Origin of the sequence: Pedobacter cryoconitis, from assembly GCF_014200595.1 — a bacterium.
Classification (GTDB): domain Bacteria; phylum Bacteroidota; class Bacteroidia; order Sphingobacteriales; family Sphingobacteriaceae; genus Pedobacter; species Pedobacter cryoconitis_C.
Genome location: NZ_JACHCG010000001.1, coordinates 369,409 through 394,454 on the forward strand (window position 1 = coordinate 369,409; position 25,046 = coordinate 394,454).

The following is a 25,046-nucleotide window of genomic DNA, read 5'->3' on the forward strand; positions in this document are numbered from 1 at the left end:
TTACATTTTTGTTGGAATTTAGTATATAGTGCCTAATTAACTCTCATTTACAATCAGATTAATTCCATAAAAATTGAAACAACTCAACGAAAAACCTGACGATAATAAGCTTAAAAGAGGCTTACAGAACAGGCATATCCAATTAATAGCACTTGGTGGCGCGATAGGAACAGGCTTGTTTTTAGGGATAGGCCCTGCTGCGGTACTTGCGGGCCCTTCCGTGATTTTAGGTTATGCAGTAGCTGGTATCATCGCCTTTTTTATTATGCGCCAACTCGGCGAAATGGTCGTAGAAGAACCCGTATCAGGAAGTTTCAGTCACTTTGCCTATAAATATTGGGGTTCATTTGCGGGCTTTGCTTCCGGCTGGAATTACTGGGTACTCTATATCCTGGTAAGTATGTCCGAATTAACAGCGATCGGGATTTATGTCCATTTCTGGTGGCCATCCATTCCTTTATGGTCGTCAAGTCTTTTCTTTTTTCTAACCATTAATGCGCTTAACCTCACTTCAGTTAAAGTTTATGGCGAAGTAGAATTCTGGTTCTCCATTGTTAAAGTGGTAGCCATCATTGCTATGATCTTTTTTGGCTGTTACTTATTGGTTAGCGGATCTGGCGGAGAACAGGCCAGTATACAAAACCTCTGGAATGACGGCGGATTTTTTGCGAAAGGGCTGTTAAGCTCAGACGGAAAAGGCGGTTATCAAGGTTTGCTTTCTGCAATCGCATTGATTATGTTCTCATTTGGCGGATTAGAACTCATTGGAATTACAGCTGCTGAAGCTGAAAATCCTGAAAAAACTATCCCTAAAGCAACAAATCAGGTTATTTACCGTATCCTTATTTTCTATGTAGGTGCGCTGGTTATACTTTTCTCTTTATCCCCATGGAAAAACATTACCACAGACAGCAGTCCATTTGTAATGGTATTTGAAAGCTTGAAAGGTTTTCAATTCAGCCTGTTAGGAAAGACCTTCTTCTTTACCAGTATTATTGCCAATGTATTGAATATGATTGTTTTAACCGCAGCTTTGTCCGTGTATAACAGTTGTGTCTACAGTAACAGCCGGATGCTTTTTGGACTAGCAGAACAAGGAAATGCCCCTGCTTTTTTATCAAAGCTGAATAAAAATCATGTGCCCTTAAAAGCTATTCTGGTTTCGGGATTATTTGTAGCGATCAGTATTGTTATCAATAAACTGATGCCAGAAAAAGCGCTGGGTATTTTGATGTCGCTGGTCGTTTCCTCACTAATGATTAACTGGCTGATGATTAGTATCACGCACTTAAAATTCAGAAAACAAAAACAAGCTGAACAGGTAAAAACCAAGTTCCCTTCCTTTATCTATCCATTATCCAATTATATCTGCCTGATCTTTTTAGTTGGTATCCTGGTCATCATGTGGATTACAGGAATGAAACTTCCGGTGGAACTTATTCCGGGCTGGCTTATACTTTTATATCTTTGCTATCTGCTCGTTAAGCGTAAAAAACAACAACAAGCTTAAATATTAAAAAGGGGTTCTGAAAATATTCAGAACCCCTTTTTCAATTACATAAGAAACGAACAACTTTTAATTCGTTACAAATACATAAATGCTTTCCAATGTATTGCCATACTGATCTTCGATCCAGATGCGCTGAGAGCCTCTTAAATTGCTAAAACTAGACCCATAAACTTCAATATCGGCACTGCCACCCGCATCAGGAAAGACTATATACTGTTCTCCCTGTATTTTATCTCCACAAAACAGCGAATTCCCACTTTCTGAAACAGGAAGGCCGGTTACCTTAATCAGGTAAGGGCCACCATTTGCACTGATGATATTGGGGCCGCTCATTCCAAAAAAGCGGGCACTTAAGCTTTTCGAAATCACAGGCTTTAACAAACCATGCTTTGCAGGGCTGAAACTTGAAAGTAAAACGAATAACAGCAGGGACAAAATTGTAGTTGTACTTCTTCTCATCATAATTGGTTTAGGTTTTTAAGAATTAATAATTAACTACAAATTAGTTAATATTCGGATAATCCCATATTTTTCTATGTATTAATTAATTGCCATACAGAAGTAATAAAAATAGCTATACTTGTTTTTATAATACCAATCGGTATATATTTGTACTATGAATAAGTCATACACCAAAGCTGAACGTACCCGGAACTTTATCATTGAGAGTACTGCGGTGATATTTAATAAAAAAGGGTATGCCGGGACGTCCTTAACCGACCTGACCAACGCGACCGGCCTGACTAAAGGAAGTATTTATGGCAACTTTGAAAATAAAGAAGAAGTGGCAGTCGCAGTTTTTGATTATAACTGTTCAAGAATCGCCCGGCTAACAAGTCAGGAAGTTAACCAGGCAACCACCTGTTACGATAAACTGATGGCCTATGTCAGAGTTTATCAAACGATTATTAAAGAAACCATGAACAGGGGAGGTTGTCCAGTACTCAATACGGCAACGGAAGCCGATGATACCAACGGATTGTTAAGAAAACGAGCTGCGAACGCGGTGTTAACATGGGAAGGTGATCTGACGACAATTATAAAAAAAGGTATACTAAATGGTGAATTTAAAACAAATACAGATCCGCGTAAAACAGCCTTGTCCATCATTGCACTTATAGAAGGAGGAATTATGATTTCCAAAGTTACCGGTGATGCGACTGCAATGGATCATATACTCAGTACAGTAGAAACCCTTATTGATCAAATTGAGCGTTAATTTTTTTTATCCTAAAATATACCAATCAGTATAATATGAGCCCTTTAAAACGTCAGATTCTGTTAATCACTGTAATTGCAGCAGCAATAATGGAATTAATTGACACCTCGATTGTGAACGTTGCCCTGAATTATATGAGTGGGAATTTAGGGGCAACCTTAGAAGATATCTCCTGGGTAATCACGTCTTACGCAATCGCCAATGTGATTATTATTCCCATGACCAGTTTCTTAGTTAACAACCTGGGCAGGAGAAACTACTATATCGGCTCTATTATCCTGTTCACCTTCTGTTCTTTCATGTGCGGTAATGCCACCGGAATCTGGGAACTTGTTGCCTTCCGCTTTCTGCAAGGTTTAGGAGGAGGGGCTTTACTTTCTGTCTCAGCTGTGGTAGTTTACGAACTGTTTCCGAAAGAAAAACAAGCGACTGCAAGTGCACTATTTGGCATAGGCATTTTTATCGGGCCAACCATCGGTCCAACTTTAGGAGGCTTTATTACCGAAAACTATTCCTGGCCATGGATCTTTTACATTAATATTCCCATTGGTATCGCTGCTGCTATATCCTGTATGTTTCTTTTAGGAGAATCACCTATCAAACAGCAATTAAAAAGGATAGACTGGATCGGTATATTTCTACTGATAGCCGGCGTTGGATCACTGCAAACCGTATTAGAAAGAGGGGAGACCGATGACTGGTTTGCAGCAGGCTATATTATTGTCCTTTCCGTCATTGCCACACTCTCCATCATCGGATTTATAGTATGGGAATTAAGTATTGAAAACCCTATCGTTAACCTGAGGATCCTAAAATACAGATCTTTAAGTATAGCTGCCATTCTGACTTTTATTACAGGAATGGGCATGTATACCTCTATCTATTTAACCCCTGTAGTTGCCCAGCGTTTACTCGGATTTACCCCAACGCAGTCCGGTTTATTACTCCTGCCCGGATCAATCGTAGCTGTTCTGGCACTAATCATTACCGGTAAATTGCTGCAAAAAGGAGTGGCTCCCGCTTTCATGATCCTGTTAGGCTTTCTCTGCTTTATTTACTTCAACTGGTCGATGTCCAGGATCAACCTGGAAACCCCGGCTATTGATATCACCCTGAACTTGATATTCAGAGCTATAGGCATGGCACTGCTCACTGTCCCTTTATCTACACTTGCTGTGTCTTCACTGGAAGCCAAAGACATGCCTCAGGGTACATCTCTCAATAATATGATGCGTCAGCTGGGAGGGTCATTCGGCATCTCTATCATTAACACCTATGTGGCCAGGCGCGTTGCCTTACACCGGATGGATCTGATCACTCACATTAAAGTAGAGAACCCAGTAGCCGTAGAAAGAATTAATACCTATACCCACTTATTCCAGCAGAAAGGTTTCGGACTGCTTGACGCTAAACAAAAGGCCATGCAGCTGATTGAAAATGTAGTCGTCAAACAATCCTTCTTTTCCAGTTACCTCGATGCTTATTTATTAATCGGGCTGTTTTTTGCCATTGTATTGCCCCTGCTCATTTTTGTTGCCAAACGTGATAAAGCAAAACCGCTGGTTATCCCTTCCTCAGATCATTAACAAAAACATAAATAAATAAAAAGATGAAATCAACAAATAATACTATTCTGATTGCTGGCGGAACTGCTGGGATCGGATTTGAAATCGCTAAACTATTAACAGAAAAAGGTAATCATGTGATCATTACCGGCCGCGATCAGAAACGCCTTGACGCAGCAGTAGCTAAACTCGATAATGTGACAGGTATTGTTTTCGATACCACACAAGAAGCAGAAGTTGATCTTTTAGTGGATAGGATTGCCACTGATTTTCCTACCCTGAACGTGGTGATCAATAATGCAGGACTTGCTTATACCTATGACGTATTTGCCGGAAATAAATCATGGGAAAAAGCAGCAGAGGAAATGAATACCAATTATGTTTCCCTGATCCGTCTCACAGAAAAACTATTGCCTCAACTGCTCAAACAAGAAGCTTCCGCACTGGTTAATGTGAGCTCCATTGTGGCTATCGCGCCAGGAATTCGCGTACTGACTTACAGTTCAAGTAAAGCAGCAGTTCATTCCTATACACAAGGATTACGTCTGACTTTAAAAGACACCAGTGTTAAAGTATTCGAATTGATGCCGCCATTAGTAAATACTGAATTCTCTAAAGAAATTGGCGGAGCAGAAAATGGTATCCCACCTTTACAAGTGGCTACAGAATTTGCTGAAGCTTTTGAAAATGATACCTATGAAATACACGTAGGTGCAACGGCGCAGGTTTATGAACTGGCGCGCACTTCGCCTCTGGTTGCTTTAAATGCTGTAAACGGAGTAGAAGCATAATAGAAATATAACAAACAAAGGCCGTTTCTATCCAAATAGAACGGCCTTTGTTTGTTATAAAAAAAGATGTTTATTTACCCTCCTTATTAAATTTAAGCCTGATTCCGGCATTGACATAAAAGTTTCCACCTAATTTATTGATCTGTCCATTGGTAAATAAATTCTTGATGCCACCTTCTTTAAGATCGTAATTTCTTAAAATCATGTAACCACCACCCAGTACAAAATCAAAATGTTTACTCTTCCACTTGGTTTCCAGGCCAGCAGGTAATTCCATATAGTTTAGATAACGTCTGCCAGGCTCAACCGTATTCTCAGTGTCAAAGCTTGTATTTTTAAACCTCACCGCTAACTTTACTTCCATCTTTTTGGTGACATCACGTGCAACGCTGACCTCAGTAGGTATATCAATATTGAATTTAAATCTGCCTTCTGTTTCTAAATGTAACATCAAACCGGGTAAAACTATAGGTGCATTCAGTGCATTCACTACAAAAGCTCCAAATCCATAAGAGAATCCCGGCCGGGGAGTTTTGATAAAAAGTACACCTCCACTGATAAATATATCATGATAATCTACTGCTTTAAGATCCGTATTCACACCGGCAGTTAATAGGCTGACCATCGCCCAGTTATTTCGCATAGAGCGTAAATAAGTTACCCCAAGCATAGTATTGAGTAGTTTCTCCGGCATCAAATCCTGGCTATTGTCTTTACCAGACATTTCGGTATAACCTCCACTCACAATACCCGTCCATTTTTCCAGTTTTTTTGTAGCAGGATCGAATTTAGTAGAAATTGGAAAACTATAATTCAGATCAATCCTTTTTTGAGTTTTCTCGGCATTTTCTACCTGCCCGTTTTTCTGCGTGTATTTACTTTGGGGGACATAGATCGCATTAACATCCAGCGTATTCTCCGGGCCGAATTGGGCCATTGCATTTGTGCCTGTTAAAAGCAGAAGAATGAGAAGTAATCTCTGGAAGAAGTTATTTTTCTTAAACATAAATTTAAACGAATGAGGTATTGAATATTTGTTGAACATTTTTTTCCTGTTTAGTCATAGGACAACCTCTTTGTATTCTACCCTTACGTCTGGATTAAAATTAATTTTCCGCCTTTAAATCAGGCCGGAATGATGCTGCTTCTTCCTACAAGCTGTAGAGAATGTCTACAATTGAAAACAAAGGATCATTTCTAAAGCACTTTAAACAAGGATTTTAATCCCATTTTAATCTGTGGAGCGAAAATTGCTATTGTGCATCTTTAATAACTTGCTCATTACTTAAAGATTAGTGTATTTCAGATGAAAAGAAACCCTTTACCGTACCTCGTATGCTTACTCGCCATGGTATTCAGCACCCACTTTGCACAGGGAGCTGCCCATAGAAAAGACCTGTCAAGTTTCAGGACAGTATTATTCCAAACCGACACCGTTCCTAAGGATTCTGTGAAAAAAGATTCCATCAAAAAGGATACTGCAAAACGTGCCGTAATCCCGATAATTAAAGTTGCTCAGGATACTACACGTAAAAAAGTAATTCAGGACACGACAGTTAAAAAACCTGCTCAGGATACTACCGTTAAAAAGGTAGCTCAGGATACAACTGTTAAACCGATTATTCAGGATACCACTGCTAAAAAAGCAGTTCAGGATACGACCGTTAAACCAGCGGCCCAAGATACAGCCGGCAGCAAATCCGTTCAGGACTCTATCAGTGGTAAAGTTTCTGACAGTGGTGGTCCGCTGATCGGTGTAGTCATTACCGTGAAAGGCGGAAAAGATAAATCCCTTACCGATAGCAAAGGGCAATTTAAGATTGCCGCCGGTGATAATGCAATTCTCTTATTCGCCTATATGGGTTATAAGACCAAACAAGAACCCGTCAATAAACGAAAGACCATCAATGTGGTCATGGCAACAGAATCAAAAGTACTGAGTGAAGTACAAGTTGTTGCGACCGGATATGGAACCGTTAACCGTTCCAAACTGACCAGTTCTGTTTCCAGTATCCAGTCTGACCAGATTAAAAATGATGTAATGCCGACTATTACCCAGGCTATTCAGGGTAAAGCAGGAGGAGTACAGGTTACACAGAAATCAGGCTCACCAGGTGGTGGTTTAAATATCCGGATCAGGGGTACAACATCGATCAACGCTGGTTCTGATCCATTATACGTAGTAGATGGTATCCCGGTGAACAGTACAACGAATTTTACAGGTGGAAGTAACTTCAACTTCGGTGGTGGAACGCAGGGGATCAATATCCTGGCTTCTATAAACCCATCCGATGTACAGTCTGTAGAGATCTTAAAAGATGCAGCCTCTTCTTCTATCTACGGAGCCAGAGCAGCAAACGGTGTTGTTTTGATTACGACTAAAAAAGGTCAGCCGGGTACAAGTACCTTCAGCTTTAACGCTTACGAAGGATTCTCTGAAGTTCCAAACGAGAGAAAATATAAAATGATGAATACTGGTGAATACCAGGATTACATGAAAGACTATTACAAATACCTGCTGGATGCCAATGGCAATCCTACCCCGGTTCCAGCACAAGTATTAGCTAATCCAAATATCAATACAGACTGGCAGAAACAGATTTTCAGAACAGCGCCAACACGTAATTATGAATTATCTGCGCGCGGAGGATCTGAAAAAACACAATACTATACATCCATTGGTTATATGCGCCAGGGAGGTGTGATTCAAAACTCTAACTTCAGCCGTTTAAGTGCAAGGATCAACCTGGATCACCAGCATAGTGATAAATTAAAATTCTCTGCCCGTGTGAATTTAACCAGAGCATTGAATGACCGTGTTCAGGAAGAAAACTCCAAAGAAGGATCTACAAAAACCGGTATTTTTGCACCGCCAAACCTTCCGGTTTACAACCCTGATGGAAGTTACGCTTATGACCAGGTTAACACCAGCCGTGAGAATCCAGTAGCCATGTTGTTGCTGCCAGTTAACAACTCAGAAACATTCAGAGTATTGGCAAGTGGTTCAGCAGAATATAAATTTATGCCTGAACTGACTTTAAAAACCAGTTTTGGTGCAGATTTAAGTTATATCGATGAAACCTTCTTTATGCCGCCAAACGGTATCCGTTCTTTTGCGGCACAAGGCGGAATTGGTGCACAAAGAAATACAAGAGATCAATTGTGGATCAATGAAACTACATTGAGCTATCAGAAATCATTCGGTGAACATCATATTGATGCCCTTGCCGGAGCCTCAGTTCAACAATCGCGCGTACAATTTGTAGACGCAAGCCGTTCAAATTTTCCATCTAACGATATCGAGTATATCTCTGCCGGTGGTTTAGTAACAGGTGCAAACTCTTTCCCTGAAGAATGGAGTATCGCTTCTGGTTTTTCAAGAGTGAACTATGATTACAAAGGAAAATATCTTTTAACAGCAAACTTCAGAGTTGATGGATCTTCACGTTTCGGTACAAACAGCCGTTACGCTACTTTCCCATCTTTCGGTGCTGCATGGCGTGCATCAGATGAAGACTTCCTGAAGTCTAACAAAGTAATCAGCAATCTGAAAGTAAGAGCATCCTGGGGTATCACAGGAAACCAGAACATTCCTAACTATGCGAGTTATTCTTTATATAGCGGAAGTAATAACTATATGGGCAATCCTGGTTATTTACCAAATGTATTAGGTGATAAAGACCTGAAATGGGAAACGACCAAACAATTGGATTTTGGAGTAGATGTAGGCTTGTTTAACAACCGTATCTCAATACTTGCAGATTATTACATTAAAAATACTTCTGACCTTTTGGTTGGTGTTGTTGTGCCGACAAGTTCAGGCTTTGCCAACCGTTTTACCAATGTAGGTAAGATTCAGAATAAAGGATTTGAATTTGAATTAACTACACAGAATCTGGTTGGTGCGTTTAAATGGAGTACCTCTTTAAACATGTCCTTTAACAGGAACAAAGTTGTTTCCTTACCAGGCGGAGAGTTAAGCGGTGGTGTTGGTGGATTAAATATTGCCAGAGAAGGATTACCACTTGGTTCATTCTACGGATGGAAAATGTCTGGTGTAAACCCTCAGACTGGTATGATTGATTATATCAAACAAGATGGTAGCCTTGGTGCACCGAATGATCCGAAAGATCGCGGAATCATTGGTAATCCAAATCCTGATTTCTATGGAGGTATCACCAATACATTTACCTATAAAAACTTTGACCTGAGCATTATGGGGCAGTTTTCTTATGGAAATGATGTCTTCAATTATAACCTGGCTTCAGGACTGGATGGAAGTAATAAAACAAGTAACGGTTTCGCAGACTGGAACAGACGCTGGAGAAATCCGGGAGATATTACAGATATCCCAAGACCAACACCTGGAAACTTTGATAACACAGCTATATCTGACCGTTTTGTACAGGATGGATCTTTCTTCAGATTTAGAAATATTACGTTTGGTTATACCTTAAGTGATAAAGTTTCAGAGAAATTGAAGATCAAAAGCTTACGTGTTTACACTACCGTACAAAATGCTTTCGTATTTACTAAATACAAAGGTTACGACCCGGAAGTAAGCTCTAGTCATGGTGGCGCGAATGCTGGTTTGACTTATGGTTATGATTACGGTAGTTATCCGCAGCCAAGAATCTTTACTGCTGGTATCAATTTAACTTTCTAAGAACAACTCTATAAACAGAACATGAAAACGATTTCAAAATATATTTTACTAGCAGCCGTGTCCTTAAGCTTTACGTCCTGTAAAAAATTCCTGGACAGGGAACCTATTGCACAGATTACACCTGATAATATTTTCAATTCACAACAAGGTGCCCAATCGGCAGTAATGGGAATGTACAGAACACAATTGGGAGCGAACTCTTACGGACAATCCCTGATTATTGTTCCTGAATTCTCGGCCAGACACGTGAATCACGTATCCAGCTTTCCTGAATATGTAGACTTTAAAACCAATACGATCCGTATTGATAATCCATGGGTACAGAATATCTGGACAGCAGGTTATGCTGCCATTAATGCGGCAAATAACATTGTGGTGAAAGTAGCTGCAATGCCTGAAGCTGCAATTGCAACTGATAAAAGACAACAATTCATCAGAGAAGCACAATTTATCAGAGCTTTGACTTATTTTAATTTAGTCAGAGCATTTGGAGAGGTTCCTTTAATTGTAACGCCGACCGGAGAAAACGATAACCTGAAAGTACCACGTAATACCGTAGCTGAAGTTTATGCGAAAATCATTGCAGACCTGATAGAAGCTTCTAATTTGCCGAATGTTTATGCGAATATTGCAGAAACTAAAGGCAGAGTAACTGGTAACGCAGCTAAAGCTTTGCTGGCTAAAGTTTATCTATATAATGGTGCTGTAACAAATACTTACGCAGAAGCAGCAAGATTAGCGAAGGATGTGATCGCAACAAGCGGTGCGTCAATGCCAGTTGACTTCGGGTCAGTCTGGACTACAAAAAACACTTCAGAATCAATTTTTGAATTGCAGTTTGATGCACAGGCGACCAACCCGCTGGCCACGGTAAGTAATCCGAATGCTTCTGCTTTATTTTATGCAGAAGGAAAATCGATTGCTGATTTATATGAAGCAGGAGATAAAAGAAGAGACTTTACCATTTACCAGAATACCCCGGCAGATCCGAGGTTTTATATCGGTAAATACAGAATCTTTAACCCGGCTATTCAAAACGTACCGGTGATCCGTATTGCTGAAATCTATCTGATCCACGCAGAGGCCCAGGCCCGCTTAGATGGGGGAGTAAGTGCCGCAAGCTACGATTCTTATAAAAAGGTGCGTGACAGGGCTGGAATCACTACTCCTGACATTTCTACCTTTACTACGCTTGCAGCATTTATAACCGCTGTGCAGAAAGAAAAGAGAAAGGAAATGATGTTTGAAGGAGAAGCGTGGTTTGATTACTGCCGTACTGGTTTAGCATTGACCGATATGATGACTAAAGCAGATCCTAATTACTATTTATACCCTGTTCCTGATGCAGAACGCAGAAATAATCCAACTTTAACCCAAAATAAAGGGTATTAGATTGGTTCACAGGTCAATAAAATGAAAAGAGAGGTTTTTACCTCTCTTTTCATTTGAAAGGGAAATTACTATCGGGCTGAAAACTATGTCATTATATTTTCATACCAGACAGCTAAACTCATAGAATTGTAACTCTTTTAGGAGGTTATTGCTGTTTAAATAGATTTAATGCATATTTAAGAAAGAATTAGCCATTATACTATGTTAGGAGAATTAATCGAAAAGGAGTCAATAGACGTAAGTGAAATTATAGCCGCAGATCAGAACCATATCGAGGAATTAAAAGATAAGCTCAGTGGTGCTCAGCGTTTAGGTAATGAATTCAAATCAAAAGCAGACATTACTTTTAATACAAAATTCGGCCCAAAGACTGTGAATACGACAGTGTGGTCAGTTACAGAGAAATATATTCAGCTGAAAAATGGAATTCATATTCCTTTGACCAGCCTGATTGATATAGATTTTTAAGCGATGACCTGAGTGAGTACACTTCCGCAGTGAACACTTTTGGAAACAGCATCACTCAGGACATCTTTAAATACCAGGAATACTTCGTAAGTTCGATTCTTTCCATGCGCAGGATGCATTGGAAAAGTGTCTTTTAATTCACTTCTGCGTGCGCCACTGTAGCAGGCAAGGAAAAGTCTTCCTTCTTTATTTTAAAGCAGGATCATGATTCTGTCGTTTGGAGAACCTATGCCCGTCATATCTTCGCCCCATTCAAAATTAAGGGCGTTTTTATACAGAGTTACCTTCACATTTTCAGGTTTGACCAGTACTCCAAATTGCTGCTTTAAAAATGAAACCGCCCAGGATTCCCTTTGAAAATTTACCCGTTAAACTTCCCATAATAAATAAATGCTTTTCCATCAATGTAAGCTATTCGCGTTAAAGATTATCCTGATGCGTAAAAAATGTCCGCAATTGTCCGCAGCTGTCTGCAATTGTCCGCAGTTGTCCGTGGGTTAGTCAAAGGGAAAATTATAATTTCATTAATTTTCAACTAGTTAAGGTTTGGTTGTGCCTGAATAGAGATCGGGGTAACACCAGGTTGTAAACGGCCTTTAAGCATACGTACTCTAAGTCATTTCAACTAGTTGTTTTGACTTGGACTTGCCATGCTCTCACGTTACTTTAGCATTGCTCTTACCCTAACGAGTACCCGGGCAGTACTCAGGCAGTACCCGGCCGGTATAGATTTATTATTTAGCTATTTTGAATTTATTTGTCAGTAAGTTAGGTAGGTATTTTTATGCTGTTTTTATGGGGGTTTATAGGGTGTTTTTACGATGTTTCAGCTGTTAAATAGTTGGAATAGTTCCTCCGTCAATTACATATTCAGTTCCTGATAAATAGTTTGCACGTGGAGAGACAAGGAATCCTACAAGCTCAGCAATTTCTTCTGGTTTGGCTGGCCTGCCCATCGGGATACCTCCCAATGAATTCATCACTTGTTGAGTTGCATTTTCTATGGTATCTCCTGAACTTTCCGCTAAGCGCTCCATCATCCTTATAGCCGCTTCTGTCTGTATCCAGCCCGGTGATACGGTTAATACGCGTATACCTTTTGGAGTAACCTCTTTTGATAACCCTTTGCTGTAATTGATCAGTCCGGCTTTAGCGGCTGCATAAGGTAAAGTAGAATCAGGTAATGGTAGTCTTCCCTGTATCGAGGCGATATGTATAATGACTCCTGAGCCCTTTGCTAACATGGAAGGTAACAAACCTCTATCGAGCCTTACAGGAGCCAGTAGATTAGTTTGAAGTGTTTCTAACCAATGCGCGTCTGATAGTGCTGCAAATCCACCGCCAGGGGTTTCTGAGCCACCGAGATTGTTAATCAGGATATCTATTCCACCATATTCCGCTAAGATTGCTGCGGTTACTTTTTTAGTGCCTTCTGACATACTTAAATCCGCGGAGATAAAGTGGAAATCAGGATTGACATCTTCCGGTTTATTTCTTGCAGTGATGATTACTTTCGCTCCTGCAAGAGCTAGTCTTTCTGCAATTGCCTTTCCTGTTCCTTTTGTCCCGCCTGTTACCAGTGCTATCTGACCAGATAATTCGTTGTACATATCCATAATTAATATTTGTTGATGTTATCAAAGGTCGGGTGTCTGATCAGTTGGTACAATTACGGATAAACGAATCGGATAGGGTTAAATTTGTCCGTATTGACAGATTTTGGGCAATACGCTATCTTTAGCGCATGTATCAGAAAAAGATAGCGCAGCACTTTGATTGCGGACTGGATTTAGTAGGGGAGGTCTTATATGGAAAATGGAAAATAAGATTACTTTATTTTATCAATGAAGGACATATCAGGCCCAGTCAGCTGCAAAGAAAAATTCCGGGGGCTTCACGCCGGGTTTTGAATGTTCAGTTAAACGAGCTGGAAAAACACGAGCTGGTTTCGAAGGTTATTTTTCCAGTACTTCCACCGAAAGTTGAGTACAGCTTAACGGCGTTTGGTCAGAGTTTAATTCCTTTAATTCATTCCATAGGGCTATGGGGAGATGAACATGAAGAGAAATTAAGGGGAATACTAACAAAAAGTTAAATACAATTAGTTCAGCTTCTTTCTTTTATCAAAGAGAAACCGGTCATATTGGATAACTGCTTAAATCTTGCTTTAGACCTTTTGTGTATTCTTCTCTTCAATCCACAGTGACATATATTTCGTGCTATTTGCGGTATGGTGCTGTAAAATCTGTCCGAAGAAATTGCGCTTGCGATGAGCCGTTAAATTCAGTGATAAAGTTTGGAGGGATTCAATAAATGCCTGAGTAAAAGTTGATTTTCCATAACGTTCATTAATAATCCTTACCCCGTTTTGTTGTGCCCGGAACCACCAGACCTTGTCCTGATATAACTGAACAGCCCGGTTGATAAAAAGGAAGGGATCATCTGCGATCACTCCGTTCCATTCCAGGTTTCCTTTCATAGCTTCAGCACCTACAGAGGTAGTCACAGCAGGAGTTCCCACCTGCATGGCATCGATAAATTTTCCTTTAACACCTGCGCCAAACTGGATAGGTGCCAGTAATATTTTATGCTTTGCAATTGCTTTCCGGGCATCTTTTGCACGGCCGTGAACATAGAATTTTTCTTTCTCGTTGTGCAATTGCATCACTTTTTGAGAAGCATAAGCACCGTAGATATGAAGTTTAGCTTGTGGTAGCTTTTTCCTAAGCTCAGGCCAAACTTTAGTCTTTAATATCTGAACAGTATTCCAGTTGGGTTCATGAAGAAAATTGCCAATAAACATAAATCCTTCGCGTTCTTCAAATGGTTTCCATTCCTGAATATCTTTTGCAGTCAGTTCTTCTTCTAAAAATGGTAAATAATAAAGTAATGACGGATCTATACGGAACTGCTCTTGCAGAACCTCTATCTCCAGTTCCGAAATCATTAAAGACAGATCACAGCGTAATATCGCGGCGATCTCTCTTTTAGCCAGATCAGTAAACAGTTCCAGCGGACTGTGTGTTTTCATAGCCTGCTGACGGGCATGACGTAAACAATGCAGATCTTCTGTATCCAGTATTCTGATGGCATCAGGACATTCCTGCTGTACTCTCCATCCGTATTGTTCTTCGACCATGAAGCGGTCAAAAAGTACGATGTCAGGACTGGTTTCCTGTAGAAAAGTATTAAAGCTGCTATCATTTAATTTGATTTCCCGCTCGGTTACGCCAATGGCTGGTAAGTCAAAACTAAATTCACTTTTAGAAGCACCAGAAGCAAATATGGCCTCATAGCCCTGAGAAAGAAATAGATTGATTAACTGAATTATTCTTGTACCCGCTGCTGATGAAGTAGGTTCAGGCCATACCAATCCAATAATCAATACACTCTTTTTAGACATTCCTTTAAAATTTATGCAAAAATAGAGGTTTTTAACGCAGATTCTCTAAACAGTCCATTAAACAATATGATTATTCGTAATTTTGTGAACGAAGAATTTTATTAATAACCTCATGCTTGGATTAAAATTATTAACAGACCCGCGTTGGGCTAATATTGCTGAATCAAATTTAGAAGAGATATTGACTGATCATGCCTGGTGTGAGCAGAAAGCAGCAACAAATGCCATTACGCTGATCGCTAATAATTCTGAGCATATGGATTTGGTAGAAGAATTAACAGCTATCGCTATCGAAGAAATGCAGCATTTCCAGATGGTAGTAGAAATTATCAAACAGCGCGGTTATACTTTAGGCCGTGAACGTAAAGATGATTATGTTGGCCGTTTAGTGAAATTCAGCCGCAGAGACGGGAGCCGGAACAATGCTTTTATTGACAGGCTGTTATTTGCCGCAATGATTGAAGCCAGAAGCTGTGAACGTTTCCGGGTGTTATCATTGAATATTAAAGACCAGGAGTTAGCGAAGTTTTACCATGATTTAATGATTTCTGAAGCTGGTCATTATACCACGTTTTTAAACTTTGCCAGAAAATATACGATTGATGTGGATGTCGATAAACGATGGAAAGAGTGGCTGGAATTTGAAGGTGAACTGATTCAGAGTTTTGGGAACAAAGAGGCTATCCACGGCTAAGAAACACCATACGGCTTTTCGTTTATATCTACCTGAATATTAGAAAATTTCATGACCGGTTAAACAGAGATGTTTAACCATTTAAATAAAAATCGTCTTCTTTGGGAAGCTAAAAATATAACCTCAATATGTGCGTTTAAACTGCTTTAAACACAAAACGCACCAATGAATCAATCGATCAAAGACCAACTTAAAGGCAAAAAAATCCTATTTGCAACTGTTCCGGCAGACGGGCATTTTAATCCGCTTACCGGATTAGCAAAATACTTTCAGCAGGCCGGAGCTGACGTACGCTGGTACGCATCAGACACATTCACTAAAAAACTACAACAATTAGCTATTCCGCAATTTCCGTATGTCAAAGCTATAGACACGAATGCTGCCGGTATAGATAATCTGTTTCCGGAAAGAAAGCTGATTGATGATCCTATTAAGAAAGCAAACCTTGATATTATTCATGGCCTGGTTTACCGTTCATCAGAATTTTATGAAGATCTTCAGCAAATACGTGAATCATTCCCTTTTGATTTACTAGTTTCAGATTCTGTGTTTCCAGTGGCTCCCTTAGTTAAACACCTGATGGATATACCCGTTGTCGCAATTGGTATCATGCCTTTAGGGGAAATTTCAGTAGATCTGGCACCCTATGGTATGGGTTTATTACCTCCGCAAAATGAAGAAGAGCAAAAGAAATATGAAGAATTACGCGAACTGGCCAGTAATGTACTTTTCAAAGAATCAATTGATAGCTATGATGCGCTGCTAAAGAGTTATAATATCTCCATCCCTCCGTCAATGCTGGTTAATTTATTGATCAAAACAGCTGATCTGTATTTACAGATTGGTACGCCAGATTTTGAATATATCCGGAGCGATCTCGGAGAAAACATCCATTTTATCGGTGCTTTATTTCCATACACCCAAAAAGACCAGCACGAACCCTGGTTTGACAAACGCTTAAATGAATACAAAAAAGTGGTTCTGGTTACTCAGGGTACTGTCGAAAAGGACGTTGAGAAGCTAATAGTCCCAACACTGGAAGCATTCAAGGATACTGATGTACTTGTGATTGCCACCACAGGTGGAAGTGAAACTGCTAACCTGAGAGAAAAATATCCTCAACACAATTTTATCATCGAAGATTATCTTCCGTTTAATGAAGTTCTTCCTTATACGCATGCCTTTATCACAAATGGAGGATACGGCGGCTCTTTACTTAGCATCAAACATGGAACACCCCTGATCGCGGCGGGTGTACATGAAGCTAAAAATGAAATTTGTGCACGTATAGGTTATTTCAATTACGGTATCAATCTCAACACTGAAAATCCAACTCCGGAACAACTCCGGGCTGCTGTAGAGGAAATTATAATTAATGACCTTTACACAAATAATGTAACTAAGCTGGCCGGAGAGCTCAATAGTTTGAATTCCAATGAGCTGTGTGCTCAGCATGTAGTCAGGTTACTTGATAAAATAGCTGTACTGTAATTTATTAAAATACCCCTCCGTAAATCCAGTGACTTTTCGGAGAGGTATTTTAATTTATGCTTTTGGCTTGGCACCGCCTTGTGCATTCAATGCTTTTAATTTGCTCAGCTGATCTGGTGTAAGAATAGTTTTGTATTGTTCCTGACGATACTGTGCAATTTCTTTAGCCCCACCAGCTTTTTTCTGGTCAGCACCTTTTAATGCATCTTTCCTGGTAATACACTCTGTATTGACCACTAAGATTTTCGCATACTGATCAGCATTCAAACCTAGTTTCGTTTGTAATTCTTTGGAATATGGAATTGCACGCTGTGCTGCGGGAATTGTTGACTTTGCTTTTTGAACTTTAACTGCTGCTTGTGGTTTAACTACAGCCTGTGATTTTGCTGCTGCAACTGGTGTAGCCTGGCTGGCTGTTTGTGCTGAAGCAGTCAATCCTGCGGCAGCAAAGGCAAATGCTAAAAGTAACTTTTTCATAGGTTTTTATTTTTTATATAACAATAATCATTATTAACGATTAATTTAAGCCGATCAATATATGCTGTAATCAATTTGATCTGACCAGCAAAATATCAAACCTGTTAAAAACCTAACCAACTCTACAACATGAAAAAAATAATCTTATCCTTACTTTTAATTACCTCCTGCGTGTTTGCAAAAGCTCAGGAAACAACTGGTGCTGCCTCTAAAGAAGAAACTGAAGTTGCAGCTGTTGTAGAGAAATTAAGAGCAGCTATGATCAGCGGTAACAAAGCCGACCTGGAAAGTGTAGTCTCAGCTGATTTAACCTATGGCCACTCCGGTGGGAAAATTCAGAACAAAGCAGCCTTTGTAGATGACATTACTTCGAAAAGATCAGACTTTAAAACGATTGAATTGACCAAACAATCGATTACTATTCAGAATAATGTAGCCATTGTGCGCCATGTTTTAATCGCGGATACCAATGATGGAGGTAAACCTGCACACATTAGCCTGGGTATAGTTTTAGTGCTGAAGAAAGAGAAAAAAGACTGGAAAATTATCGCAAGACGCGCATTTCACGTGGACTAACTAACTATTGCGAACATGTAAGCTTGTATCCAGTATCTTCTTTTCGAAGTCATGAACCGGATACTTGCTTTCTATTAAATTCAGCAGCATATCAGTTGCAATCTGCCCCATCTCAAAAGCGGGCTGCCGAACTGAAGTCAGCGTTGGGCACATCAGATCAAGCACATCAGAATTACAAAATCCGGCAATAACCATCTCTTGCGGGACTTTAATTTTCAACTCCTTGAATACCACTAGTGCGCCAATACTCAACCGGTCACTGGCTACGAAAATACCATCAGGCTTTTCCTTCAGGTTCATCAATTCTCTGATCGCCGTATCGGTTTCGTCCTGAAACATCCCTCCATGTTCACAATACTTGATATAAGCTTCATTGAAAGGAAGGTTATGCTTCGCTAAAGCTTGTTTATACCCATTTAAGCGCTCTACGCTAATAGACAAATGATCTGAACTTGTTAAATGAGCAATACGCCTGCAACCCTGATTAATCAGATATTCGGTCGCTTCAAATGAACCTTTCTCATTGTTTGCAATGAGCTGATGCGTATTGATCTGATCAGTTACCCGGTCAAAAAATACCATAGGTAAGCCCCGCTGATGTAAATTCTGAAGATAAGAAGTATCTGTAGTTTCAGCAGATAAAGAAACTAGCAAACCATCAACCGATCTGGAAGCTAAATGCTGGATATTCACCTTTTCACGCTCATAAAATTCATGTGTCTGCGTAATGATAACATGATAACCACGGTCATAAGCAATAGACTCAATACCATTGACCACCTGGGCAAAATACTGATTTGCAACTTCACTTAAAGAAACCCCGATAGATTTACTTCTGCGCTCTTTTAAACTTAAGGCAATAGGATTTGGACGGTAATTGATTTTTTGTGCATAATCCAGCACAAGTTTTTTAGTCTCCGGACTGATTTCATGCGTGTCACGCAGTGCTCTGGAAACAGTAGAGGTAGAAAGGCCTAATGCCTTGGCGATATCTTTTAAAGTAAAGGGCTCAAACATGATTCCGTCTCACAGCTGGTAAATCATACAAGTCTACAAATAATTTCTGGTTGTGCCGGGAACGATTGCACAATAATTTATGGCTTTTTGTTTCATTCTGCGCCTAAATCTATGTAGACTTGTTAGTTGTTGCAAACGAAATATAAACCAGATATTTATGAACAAATTCCATTTGATAGTTTCCAGTGTCCTCGTTTTTACCGCTTTAAACGGTCATGCTCAAAGTAAGAAAACTGTAATGCTTGATTCTTACTTCAACAACGAAACTAAAAAAGACAAAGATGGAAAACTCGTTTCCTGGCATTATAAGTGGGACGAGCAAACCAATGGCGGTTTCTCTCTGTGGGGGGCCGAATTCAACAAAGCCGGATTTAAAACTTCCACACTCTATGCAGCACCGACTGCACAAAATCTAAAAGGTTCTGCTGTTTATATTATTGTAGACCCGGATACGGAAAAAGAAAGCAGTGATCCGAAATTTGTTCAGGCAGCGGATGTTAAAACGATTAGTGAATGGGTGAAAAAAGGAGGTGTTCTGGTATTGATGGGGAATGACATCGGCAATGCTGAATTAGATCATTTCAATACACTGGCTAAAGTATTTGGCGTGCAGTTTAATCCTGATAGCCAGGGAAAAGTGACCGGGGAACAGTTTGATATGGGAAAGATCATGGTGCCTGCCGGAGATCCAGTATTCAAAACAGCGAAACAACTGTTTATCAAAGAATTCAGCAGTTTGGCGATAAGCGCTCCTGCAAAATCTATACTGAAAGATAAAGATGGTTATGATGTGGCTGCCTTATCAAAATATGGTAAAGGATCGGTGATTATCATTGGCGACCCATGGTTGTACAATGAATATGTAGATGGAAAAAAACTTCCCGCTGCCTATGATAACCTCAAAGCCGGTACTGATTTAATTCACTGGATTTCGGGCTTGATTCCAGCAGATAATAAATAAACGGGTCTTAAAAAAACTCCTTACAAAGATTAAAATATTACAATGAAAGATATGAAAGTGTTACATGCGGTACATCCGGATGATTTTAAAACATACGATACGGAGAAAATCAGATCAAGATTTTTACTGACTGATTTGAAAGAAGAGAATAAGGCGAATTTCGCCTATACACATTACGACAGAATGATTGTAGGCCTGGTACATCCGGTCGCTGAAACAGTTGTTTTAGGAAACTATTCAAATCTGCGTGCTGATTATTTTCTGGAAAGAAGAGAAATCGGAATCATCAATGTTGGCGGTCCTGGTTCAATTGAAGCGGACGGGAAAACATTTGAAGTGAATAAACTTGATGCTTTATACCTTGGAAAAGGGGTGAAGGAAGTGAAATTCAAAAGTGAAGATGCTGCAAATCCAGCAGTATTTTATTGCTTGTCTACGCCAGCACATCAGGCTTATCCTGTAACATTATTAGTTCACGCAGATGCGGTTTCTACAGAATTGGGTAGCTTAAACACGGCAAATGAACGCAGGATCATTAAATATATTCACAGAGATGGAATTCAAAGCAGTCAATTGGTGATGGGCTTGACTATTCTGGCTAATGGAAGTGTTTGGAATACCATGCCGGCACATACACATGACAGAAGGATGGAAGCTTATTTCTATTTTGATGTAGCCGCAGACCAGCGTGTTTTCCATTTAATGGGTCAGCCGCAAGAAACCCGTCATGTATTAATGGGTAATCATGATGCTATTGTTTCCCCTCCATGGAGTATCCATTCGGGAAGTGGTACACAAAATTATAGTTTTATCTGGGGCATGGGAGGTGAAAACCTTGATTATGCAGATATGGACCCGGTAGCAATTCAAGATATACGTTAATGGAAAATACATTCTCTTTAAAAGGAAAGGTCATCATTGTAACCGGAGGTACCGGGATATTAGGCGGTGCATTTGTAGATGCAGTAGTTGAGGCAGGTGCTTCGGTAGGTATTTTAGGCAGAAATGCTAAAGTTGCTAACGAACGTGCAGATGCAATTAACAAGGGTGGTGGCCAGGCCATAGCTTTAGTAGCCGATGTAATGGACGAAAGTCAGTTATTGGAATGCAGGGCACAGGTACTGGAGAAATTCGGCCGGATCGATGGTTTAGTAAATGCTGCGGGTGGAAATCAGCCTGAAGGTGTTTTACAGCCCGAAGAAGATATCTTTAAGATGAACCTGGATGGAATGAAAAAGGTAATGGACTTAAATTTATGGGGAACAGTTATTCCTACACAGGTTTTCGGAGAATCCATTGCTGCCAGTGGTAAAGGGAGCATTGTAAATATCTCTTCCATGAACTCTAAAAGAGTAATCACTAAAGTTTTAGGTTATAATTTAGGGAAAGCTGGTGTTGATTATTATAACCAGTGGTTTGCCGTTGAACTGGCCAACCGTTATGGCGGGGCAATCCGGATGAATGCGATTGCACCAGGATTTTTCCTGACTGAACAAAACCGCACATTATTAACCAATCCGGATGGCAGTTATACTGACCGCGGCGGGTTAGCGATCAGGCAAACACCATTTAAACGTTTTGGACATCCGGATGAGTTAAAAGGAGCTTTAGTTTGGTTATTAAGTGATGCTTCTCAATTTGTAACCGGAGCTATGATTTGTGTAGATGGCGGTTTCTCTGTATTTGGAGGCGTTTAAAGCATGGGAAAGGTACTGAACTTCGGAGAGTTGTTATTGCGGATTTGTCCGGACGTGGAAGGGGGCTGGTTAAAAGAAAATAACCTGCCTTTTTTTGTGGGTGGTGCAGAGCTGAATGTCGCTACGGCTTTGGCTTTGTGGAAGATACCTTCTGCTTATCTGACGGCGTTACCTGATAATTCCTTAACGGAACAATTGGTAGACTATGTGAAGGGATTAAATATTGATACGTCTGCGATTCAATATACTGGTGAACGGGTAGGTTTATACTATTTGCACCAGGGTAAAGATCTTAAAAATGCAGGGGTGATTTATGACCGCAGTGGTTCTTCTTTCGCAACTTTACAAACAGGGACGATCAACTGGGATGTTGTTTTGAAAGATGTTTCCTGGTTTCATTTTAGTGCCATCTGTCCTGCGGTAAGTTTAGCAGCGGCTGAGGTTTGTCTGGAGGCTTTAAAAGAAGCATCAGCCAGGAATATCACGATTTCAGTTGACCTTAATTACAGAGCTAAACTCTGGAAGTATGGCAAAGAACCTATTGATATTTTACCTGGTTTAGTACAGTATTGCGATGTGGTGATGGGTAATTTATGGGCTGCCGAAAAGATGCTGGGCATTCCTGTTCCTGAAGGCCTGGTTGAAGCAGATCAAAAAGAACTTTATTTAGAACAGTCGGCAGTGAGCTCGAGAGAACTGATTGCCAGATTTCCTGAGTGTAAGGTCGTTGCCAATACTTTCCGCTTTGATGAACAGGAAGGGGTAAGGTATTATTCTACTTTGTTCTCGGAGGATGAATTATTGGTATCAAAGCAATATTCAGCAAAAAATATTATCAATAAGGTAGGCAGTGGTGACTGTTATATGGCAGGTTTGATCTATGGTTTTTACCAGGATCAGCCGGCAGAAGAAATAATTGAGTTTGCAACGGCTGCTGCATTCTCCAAGCTCTTTGTAGCAGGAGATGCGACTACGGTTGAAGCCAATCAGATTAAAGAAAAAGTAAGAAATTATGAAGACTAGAGAACGTTCTTTAAAAGCGATAACTGACCAGGGTTTATTGCCTTTGTTTTTTTACGAAGATGCAGAGGTGAGTTTAGAAATCATCAGAACTTTGTATAAATCCGGAATACGGGTATTGGAATATACAAACAGGGGATTTGCTGCATTGGCGAATTTCCGTTTCCTGATTGATGCGATCGGGATTGAAATGAAAGATCTGCATCTGGGTATTGGAACGATTAAAAATACAGAAGAAGCCAGCGCTTTTATTCAAGCGGGTGCACATTTTATTGTTTGCCCGGTTGTAGATGCTGAAGTGGGTAAATTGGTACATGATGCCGGTTTGTTGTGGATTCCGGGCTGTTTTACGCCAACGGAAATTAATATCGCGCATCAGTTAAATGCAGGGATTATTAAACTTTTCCCGGCAAATGTATTGGGGCCTGTTTATGTATCTTCTGTTAAAGAGGTATTTCCGGGACAGCTTTTTATTCCAACAGGCGGTGTTGAAATTGAAGAAGAAAATATGACTAAATGGTTTAAATCCGGTGTCTGTGCGGTAGGAATGGGAAGCAAACTGATCAGTAAAGAGATCCTGGAAACCAGAGATTATAATGAATTAGCTTCACGTACCAAAAAGACTATTGAAATGGTGAAAGCCACGCGATAAATGGTGAAGCCACCTGATCAGGGTGGTGAAACCAACCGATAAAATCAACCAAACCAACCAAAACCAAATATAATGAAAGAAGCCCGAATGAGCAATTACCGTTGGACGGTCTGTGCCCTGTTGTTTTTTGCTACGACAGTGAATTATCTTGACCGTCAGGTGCTTAGTCTGCTGCATTCGCGGTTAGAGGCAGAGTTTAACTGGACAAACAGTGACTATGCAAATATTACTTCGGCTTTTCAACTGGTGTATGCGATCTCTATGCTTTTTGCAGGCAGGATCGTAGACCGGCTGGGTACTAAATGGGGATATGCGGTTGCTTTGATTGTCTGGTCTTTAGGAGCTATTCTGCATGCTAAAGCTATTCCCGTTGGTCATGGACTGGCCACGATGTTAGGTTTCATCGGGATTACAGGTGTTTCGGTTTCTGTACTGGGCTTTATCTTTTCCAGAGCAGTTTTAGGCTTTGGTGAATCGGGTAATTTTCCTGCTGCCATTAAAGCTACGGCAGAATACTTCCCTAAAAAAGAACGTTCTCTGGCAACGGGGATCTTTAATTCAGGAGCTAATGTAGGCGCGGTATTAGCACCACTTACGGTTCCATGGATTGCGCATACCTGGGGCTGGGAATCTGCATTTTTAATTATTGGTGCGGTAGGGTTTTTATGGCTGATCTTCTGGTTTATTTTTTATGAGAAGCCAGAAAAGCAAAAGCGTTTATCGAAGGCTGAGCTGGATTATATTTTATGTGACCCTGATCAGCAGGCTATTGTCCCATCTCCAACAACCGAGGCAGCTGAGAAAGTATCATGGGTTAAGTTGTTAAAGTACAGACAAACCTGGGCTTTCAGCTTGGGTAAGTTTATGACTGATGGGGTATGGTGGTTCTTTCTGTTCTGGTTGCCGTCTTATTTAAAGGTTCAGTATGGTATGGATGATACGGCAATTATGATTCCTTTAGCGGTGTTATACAGTATGACCATGATCGGAAGTGTTGGTGGAGGATGGTTCCCGATGTACTTTATGAAAAAAGGATATGCACCTTATGATGGCAGGATGAAAGCGATGTTGATCATTGCATTATTTCCTTTAGTTGTATTAGCTGCTCAGCCTTTAGGGCATATCAGTGTATGGATTCCTGTGATTTTGATTGGAATAGGGGCTTCTGCGCATCAGGCATGGTCAGCGAATATCTTTACTACAGTTTCAGACATGTTCCCTAAAAAAGCCATTGGTTCAGTAATTGGGATTGGTGGGATGGCGGGAGGTTTAGGTGGTGTGTTTATGTCTAAGCTGGGCGGTTCACTTTTTGACCATTACAAGGCTTTAGGACACACACAAACTGGTTATACGATTATGTTCACGATTTGTGCGGTTGCTTATATTGTGGCGTGGACAGTGATGAAAATCTTAGTGCCTAAATACAGGCCAATTAATGATTTGTAAC

24 protein-coding genes are annotated in these 25,046 nt (G+C 40.2%); 17 read left to right on the forward strand and 7 right to left on the reverse strand.

All coding sequences use genetic code 11. The features are described from left to right. Positions 1-73: 73 nt before the first annotated feature. On the forward strand, positions 74-1,510 hold the full coding sequence (locus HDE70_RS01790) for an amino acid permease (RefSeq protein ID WP_183887678.1): 1,437 nt from the start codon (positions 74-76) through the stop codon (positions 1,508-1,510). Between the two features lie 66 nt (positions 1,511-1,576). Here the strand turns inward: HDE70_RS01790 and HDE70_RS01795 are convergent, their stop codons facing one another. Beyond that, on the reverse strand, positions 1,577-1,972 hold the full coding sequence (locus HDE70_RS01795) for a hypothetical protein (RefSeq protein WP_183887680.1): 396 nt from the start codon (positions 1,970-1,972) through the stop codon (positions 1,577-1,579). Positions 1,973-2,126: 154 nt separating this feature from the next. Here HDE70_RS01795 and HDE70_RS01800 point away from each other — a divergent pair, with 154 nt between their 5' ends. From HDE70_RS01800 to HDE70_RS01810, 3 genes are read left to right on the forward strand one after another with little or no spacing between them, the layout of a single operon-like run. Next, positions 2,127-2,729: a TetR/AcrR family transcriptional regulator gene (locus HDE70_RS01800; protein ID WP_183887682.1), complete on the forward strand. Its 603-nt coding sequence runs from the start codon at positions 2,127-2,129 to the stop codon at positions 2,727-2,729. A 35-nt stretch (positions 2,730-2,764) separates the two neighbouring features. Then, positions 2,765-4,315 (forward strand): DHA2 family efflux MFS transporter permease subunit, encoded by a 1,551-nt coding sequence (locus HDE70_RS01805; RefSeq protein ID WP_183887684.1) that lies wholly within the window; start codon positions 2,765-2,767, stop codon positions 4,313-4,315. A 23-nt stretch (positions 4,316-4,338) separates the two neighbouring features. After that, complete coding sequence (locus HDE70_RS01810; protein ID WP_183887686.1) at positions 4,339-5,085, forward strand: SDR family oxidoreductase; 747 nt, start codon at positions 4,339-4,341, stop codon at positions 5,083-5,085. A gap of 70 nt (positions 5,086-5,155) precedes the next feature. On the opposite strand, the gene HDE70_RS01815 is transcribed toward HDE70_RS01810, so the two are convergent. Further along, complete coding sequence (locus tag HDE70_RS01815; protein ID WP_183867733.1) at positions 5,156-6,091, reverse strand: DUF6268 family outer membrane beta-barrel protein; 936 nt, start codon at positions 6,089-6,091, stop codon at positions 5,156-5,158. A 300-nt stretch (positions 6,092-6,391) separates the two neighbouring features. Here HDE70_RS01815 and HDE70_RS01820 point away from each other — a divergent pair, with 300 nt between their 5' ends. The 3 genes from HDE70_RS01820 to HDE70_RS01830 all read left to right on the forward strand — a co-directional run bounded on the left by HDE70_RS01820 (position 6,392) and on the right by HDE70_RS01830 (position 11,611). Then, a complete protein-coding gene (locus HDE70_RS01820) occupies positions 6,392-9,751 on the forward strand; it encodes a SusC/RagA family TonB-linked outer membrane protein (protein WP_183887688.1) in 3,360 nt (1,119 codons plus the stop codon). 21 nt (positions 9,752-9,772) lie between these two features. Further along, a complete protein-coding gene (locus HDE70_RS01825) occupies positions 9,773-11,143 on the forward strand; it encodes a RagB/SusD family nutrient uptake outer membrane protein (RefSeq protein ID WP_183887690.1) in 1,371 nt (456 codons plus the stop codon). 201 nt (positions 11,144-11,344) lie between these two features. After that, complete coding sequence (locus HDE70_RS01830; RefSeq protein ID WP_111631991.1) at positions 11,345-11,611, forward strand: hypothetical protein; 267 nt, start codon at positions 11,345-11,347, stop codon at positions 11,609-11,611. On the opposite strand, the gene HDE70_RS27215 is transcribed toward HDE70_RS01830, so the two are convergent. Together HDE70_RS27215 and HDE70_RS01835 are read right to left on the reverse strand one after the other, a co-directional pair. Next, entirely contained in the window at positions 11,608-11,730 is a 123-nt protein-coding gene (locus HDE70_RS27215; protein ID WP_260159859.1) for a hypothetical protein, read from the reverse strand. The genes HDE70_RS01830 and HDE70_RS27215 overlap by 4 nt on opposite strands. A gap of 714 nt (positions 11,731-12,444) precedes the next feature. After that, positions 12,445-13,221 (reverse strand): SDR family oxidoreductase, encoded by a 777-nt coding sequence (locus HDE70_RS01835; protein WP_317617396.1) that lies wholly within the window; start codon positions 13,219-13,221, stop codon positions 12,445-12,447. A gap of 134 nt (positions 13,222-13,355) precedes the next feature. On the opposite strand from HDE70_RS01835, the gene HDE70_RS01840 reads away from it, so the two are divergent. Continuing rightward, a complete protein-coding gene (locus tag HDE70_RS01840; RefSeq protein ID WP_183887694.1) occupies positions 13,356-13,706 on the forward strand; it encodes a winged helix-turn-helix transcriptional regulator in 351 nt (116 codons plus the stop codon). Between the two features lie 72 nt (positions 13,707-13,778). On the opposite strand, the gene HDE70_RS01845 is transcribed toward HDE70_RS01840, so the two are convergent. Then, entirely contained in the window at positions 13,779-15,014 is a 1,236-nt protein-coding gene (locus HDE70_RS01845) for a glycosyltransferase (protein WP_183887696.1), read from the reverse strand. 112 nt (positions 15,015-15,126) lie between these two features. On the opposite strand from HDE70_RS01845, the gene HDE70_RS01850 reads away from it, so the two are divergent. Both HDE70_RS01850 and HDE70_RS01855 read left to right on the forward strand, forming a co-directional pair. Beyond that, positions 15,127-15,708, forward strand: coding sequence for a tRNA-(ms[2]io[6]A)-hydroxylase (locus HDE70_RS01850; protein WP_111631988.1), 582 nt, complete (start codon positions 15,127-15,129; stop codon positions 15,706-15,708). Between the two features lie 165 nt (positions 15,709-15,873). After that, the gene (locus HDE70_RS01855; RefSeq protein ID WP_183887698.1) at positions 15,874-17,199 is read left to right on the forward strand and encodes a glycosyltransferase; all 1,326 of its coding nucleotides are present in this window, start codon (positions 15,874-15,876) and stop codon (positions 17,197-17,199) included. A gap of 54 nt (positions 17,200-17,253) precedes the next feature. Here HDE70_RS01855 and HDE70_RS01860 read toward each other — a convergent pair whose 3' ends face one another. Next, entirely contained in the window at positions 17,254-17,676 is a 423-nt protein-coding gene (locus tag HDE70_RS01860) for a hypothetical protein (protein ID WP_183867723.1), read from the reverse strand. A gap of 129 nt (positions 17,677-17,805) precedes the next feature. Here HDE70_RS01860 and HDE70_RS01865 point away from each other — a divergent pair, with 129 nt between their 5' ends. Further along, positions 17,806-18,252, forward strand: a complete 447-nt coding sequence (locus HDE70_RS01865) for a nuclear transport factor 2 family protein (RefSeq protein WP_183887700.1) — start codon at positions 17,806-17,808, stop codon at positions 18,250-18,252. On the opposite strand, the gene HDE70_RS01870 is transcribed toward HDE70_RS01865, so the two are convergent. Next, positions 18,253-19,269: a LacI family DNA-binding transcriptional regulator gene (locus tag HDE70_RS01870; RefSeq protein WP_183887702.1), complete on the reverse strand. Its 1,017-nt coding sequence runs from the start codon at positions 19,267-19,269 to the stop codon at positions 18,253-18,255. A 157-nt stretch (positions 19,270-19,426) separates the two neighbouring features. Here HDE70_RS01870 and HDE70_RS01875 point away from each other — a divergent pair, with 157 nt between their 5' ends. From HDE70_RS01875 to HDE70_RS01900, 6 genes are all read left to right on the forward strand, one after another. After that, positions 19,427-20,230: a DUF4350 domain-containing protein gene (locus HDE70_RS01875; RefSeq protein WP_183887704.1), complete on the forward strand. Its 804-nt coding sequence runs from the start codon at positions 19,427-19,429 to the stop codon at positions 20,228-20,230. A gap of 42 nt (positions 20,231-20,272) precedes the next feature. Further along, on the forward strand, positions 20,273-21,112 hold the full coding sequence (kduI, locus tag HDE70_RS01880) for a 5-dehydro-4-deoxy-D-glucuronate isomerase (protein ID WP_317617397.1): 840 nt from the start codon (positions 20,273-20,275) through the stop codon (positions 21,110-21,112). After that, positions 21,112-21,927, forward strand: coding sequence for an SDR family oxidoreductase (locus tag HDE70_RS01885; RefSeq protein WP_183887705.1), 816 nt, complete (start codon positions 21,112-21,114; stop codon positions 21,925-21,927). Before kduI ends, HDE70_RS01885 begins: the two co-directional genes overlap by 1 nt. A 3-nt stretch (positions 21,928-21,930) precedes the next feature. Further along, on the forward strand, positions 21,931-22,950 hold the full coding sequence (locus HDE70_RS01890) for a sugar kinase (protein ID WP_183887707.1): 1,020 nt from the start codon (positions 21,931-21,933) through the stop codon (positions 22,948-22,950). Next, positions 22,940-23,599 carry a bifunctional 4-hydroxy-2-oxoglutarate aldolase/2-dehydro-3-deoxy-phosphogluconate aldolase gene (locus HDE70_RS01895; protein WP_183887708.1) on the forward strand — a complete coding sequence of 220 codons (660 nt, stop codon included), beginning with the start codon at positions 22,940-22,942 and terminating at the stop codon, positions 23,597-23,599. Before HDE70_RS01890 ends, HDE70_RS01895 begins: the two co-directional genes overlap by 11 nt. 72 nt (positions 23,600-23,671) lie before the next feature. Next, on the forward strand, positions 23,672-25,045 hold the full coding sequence (locus HDE70_RS01900) for an MFS transporter (protein WP_183867716.1): 1,374 nt from the start codon (positions 23,672-23,674) through the stop codon (positions 25,043-25,045). Position 25,046 lies beyond the last annotated feature (1 nt).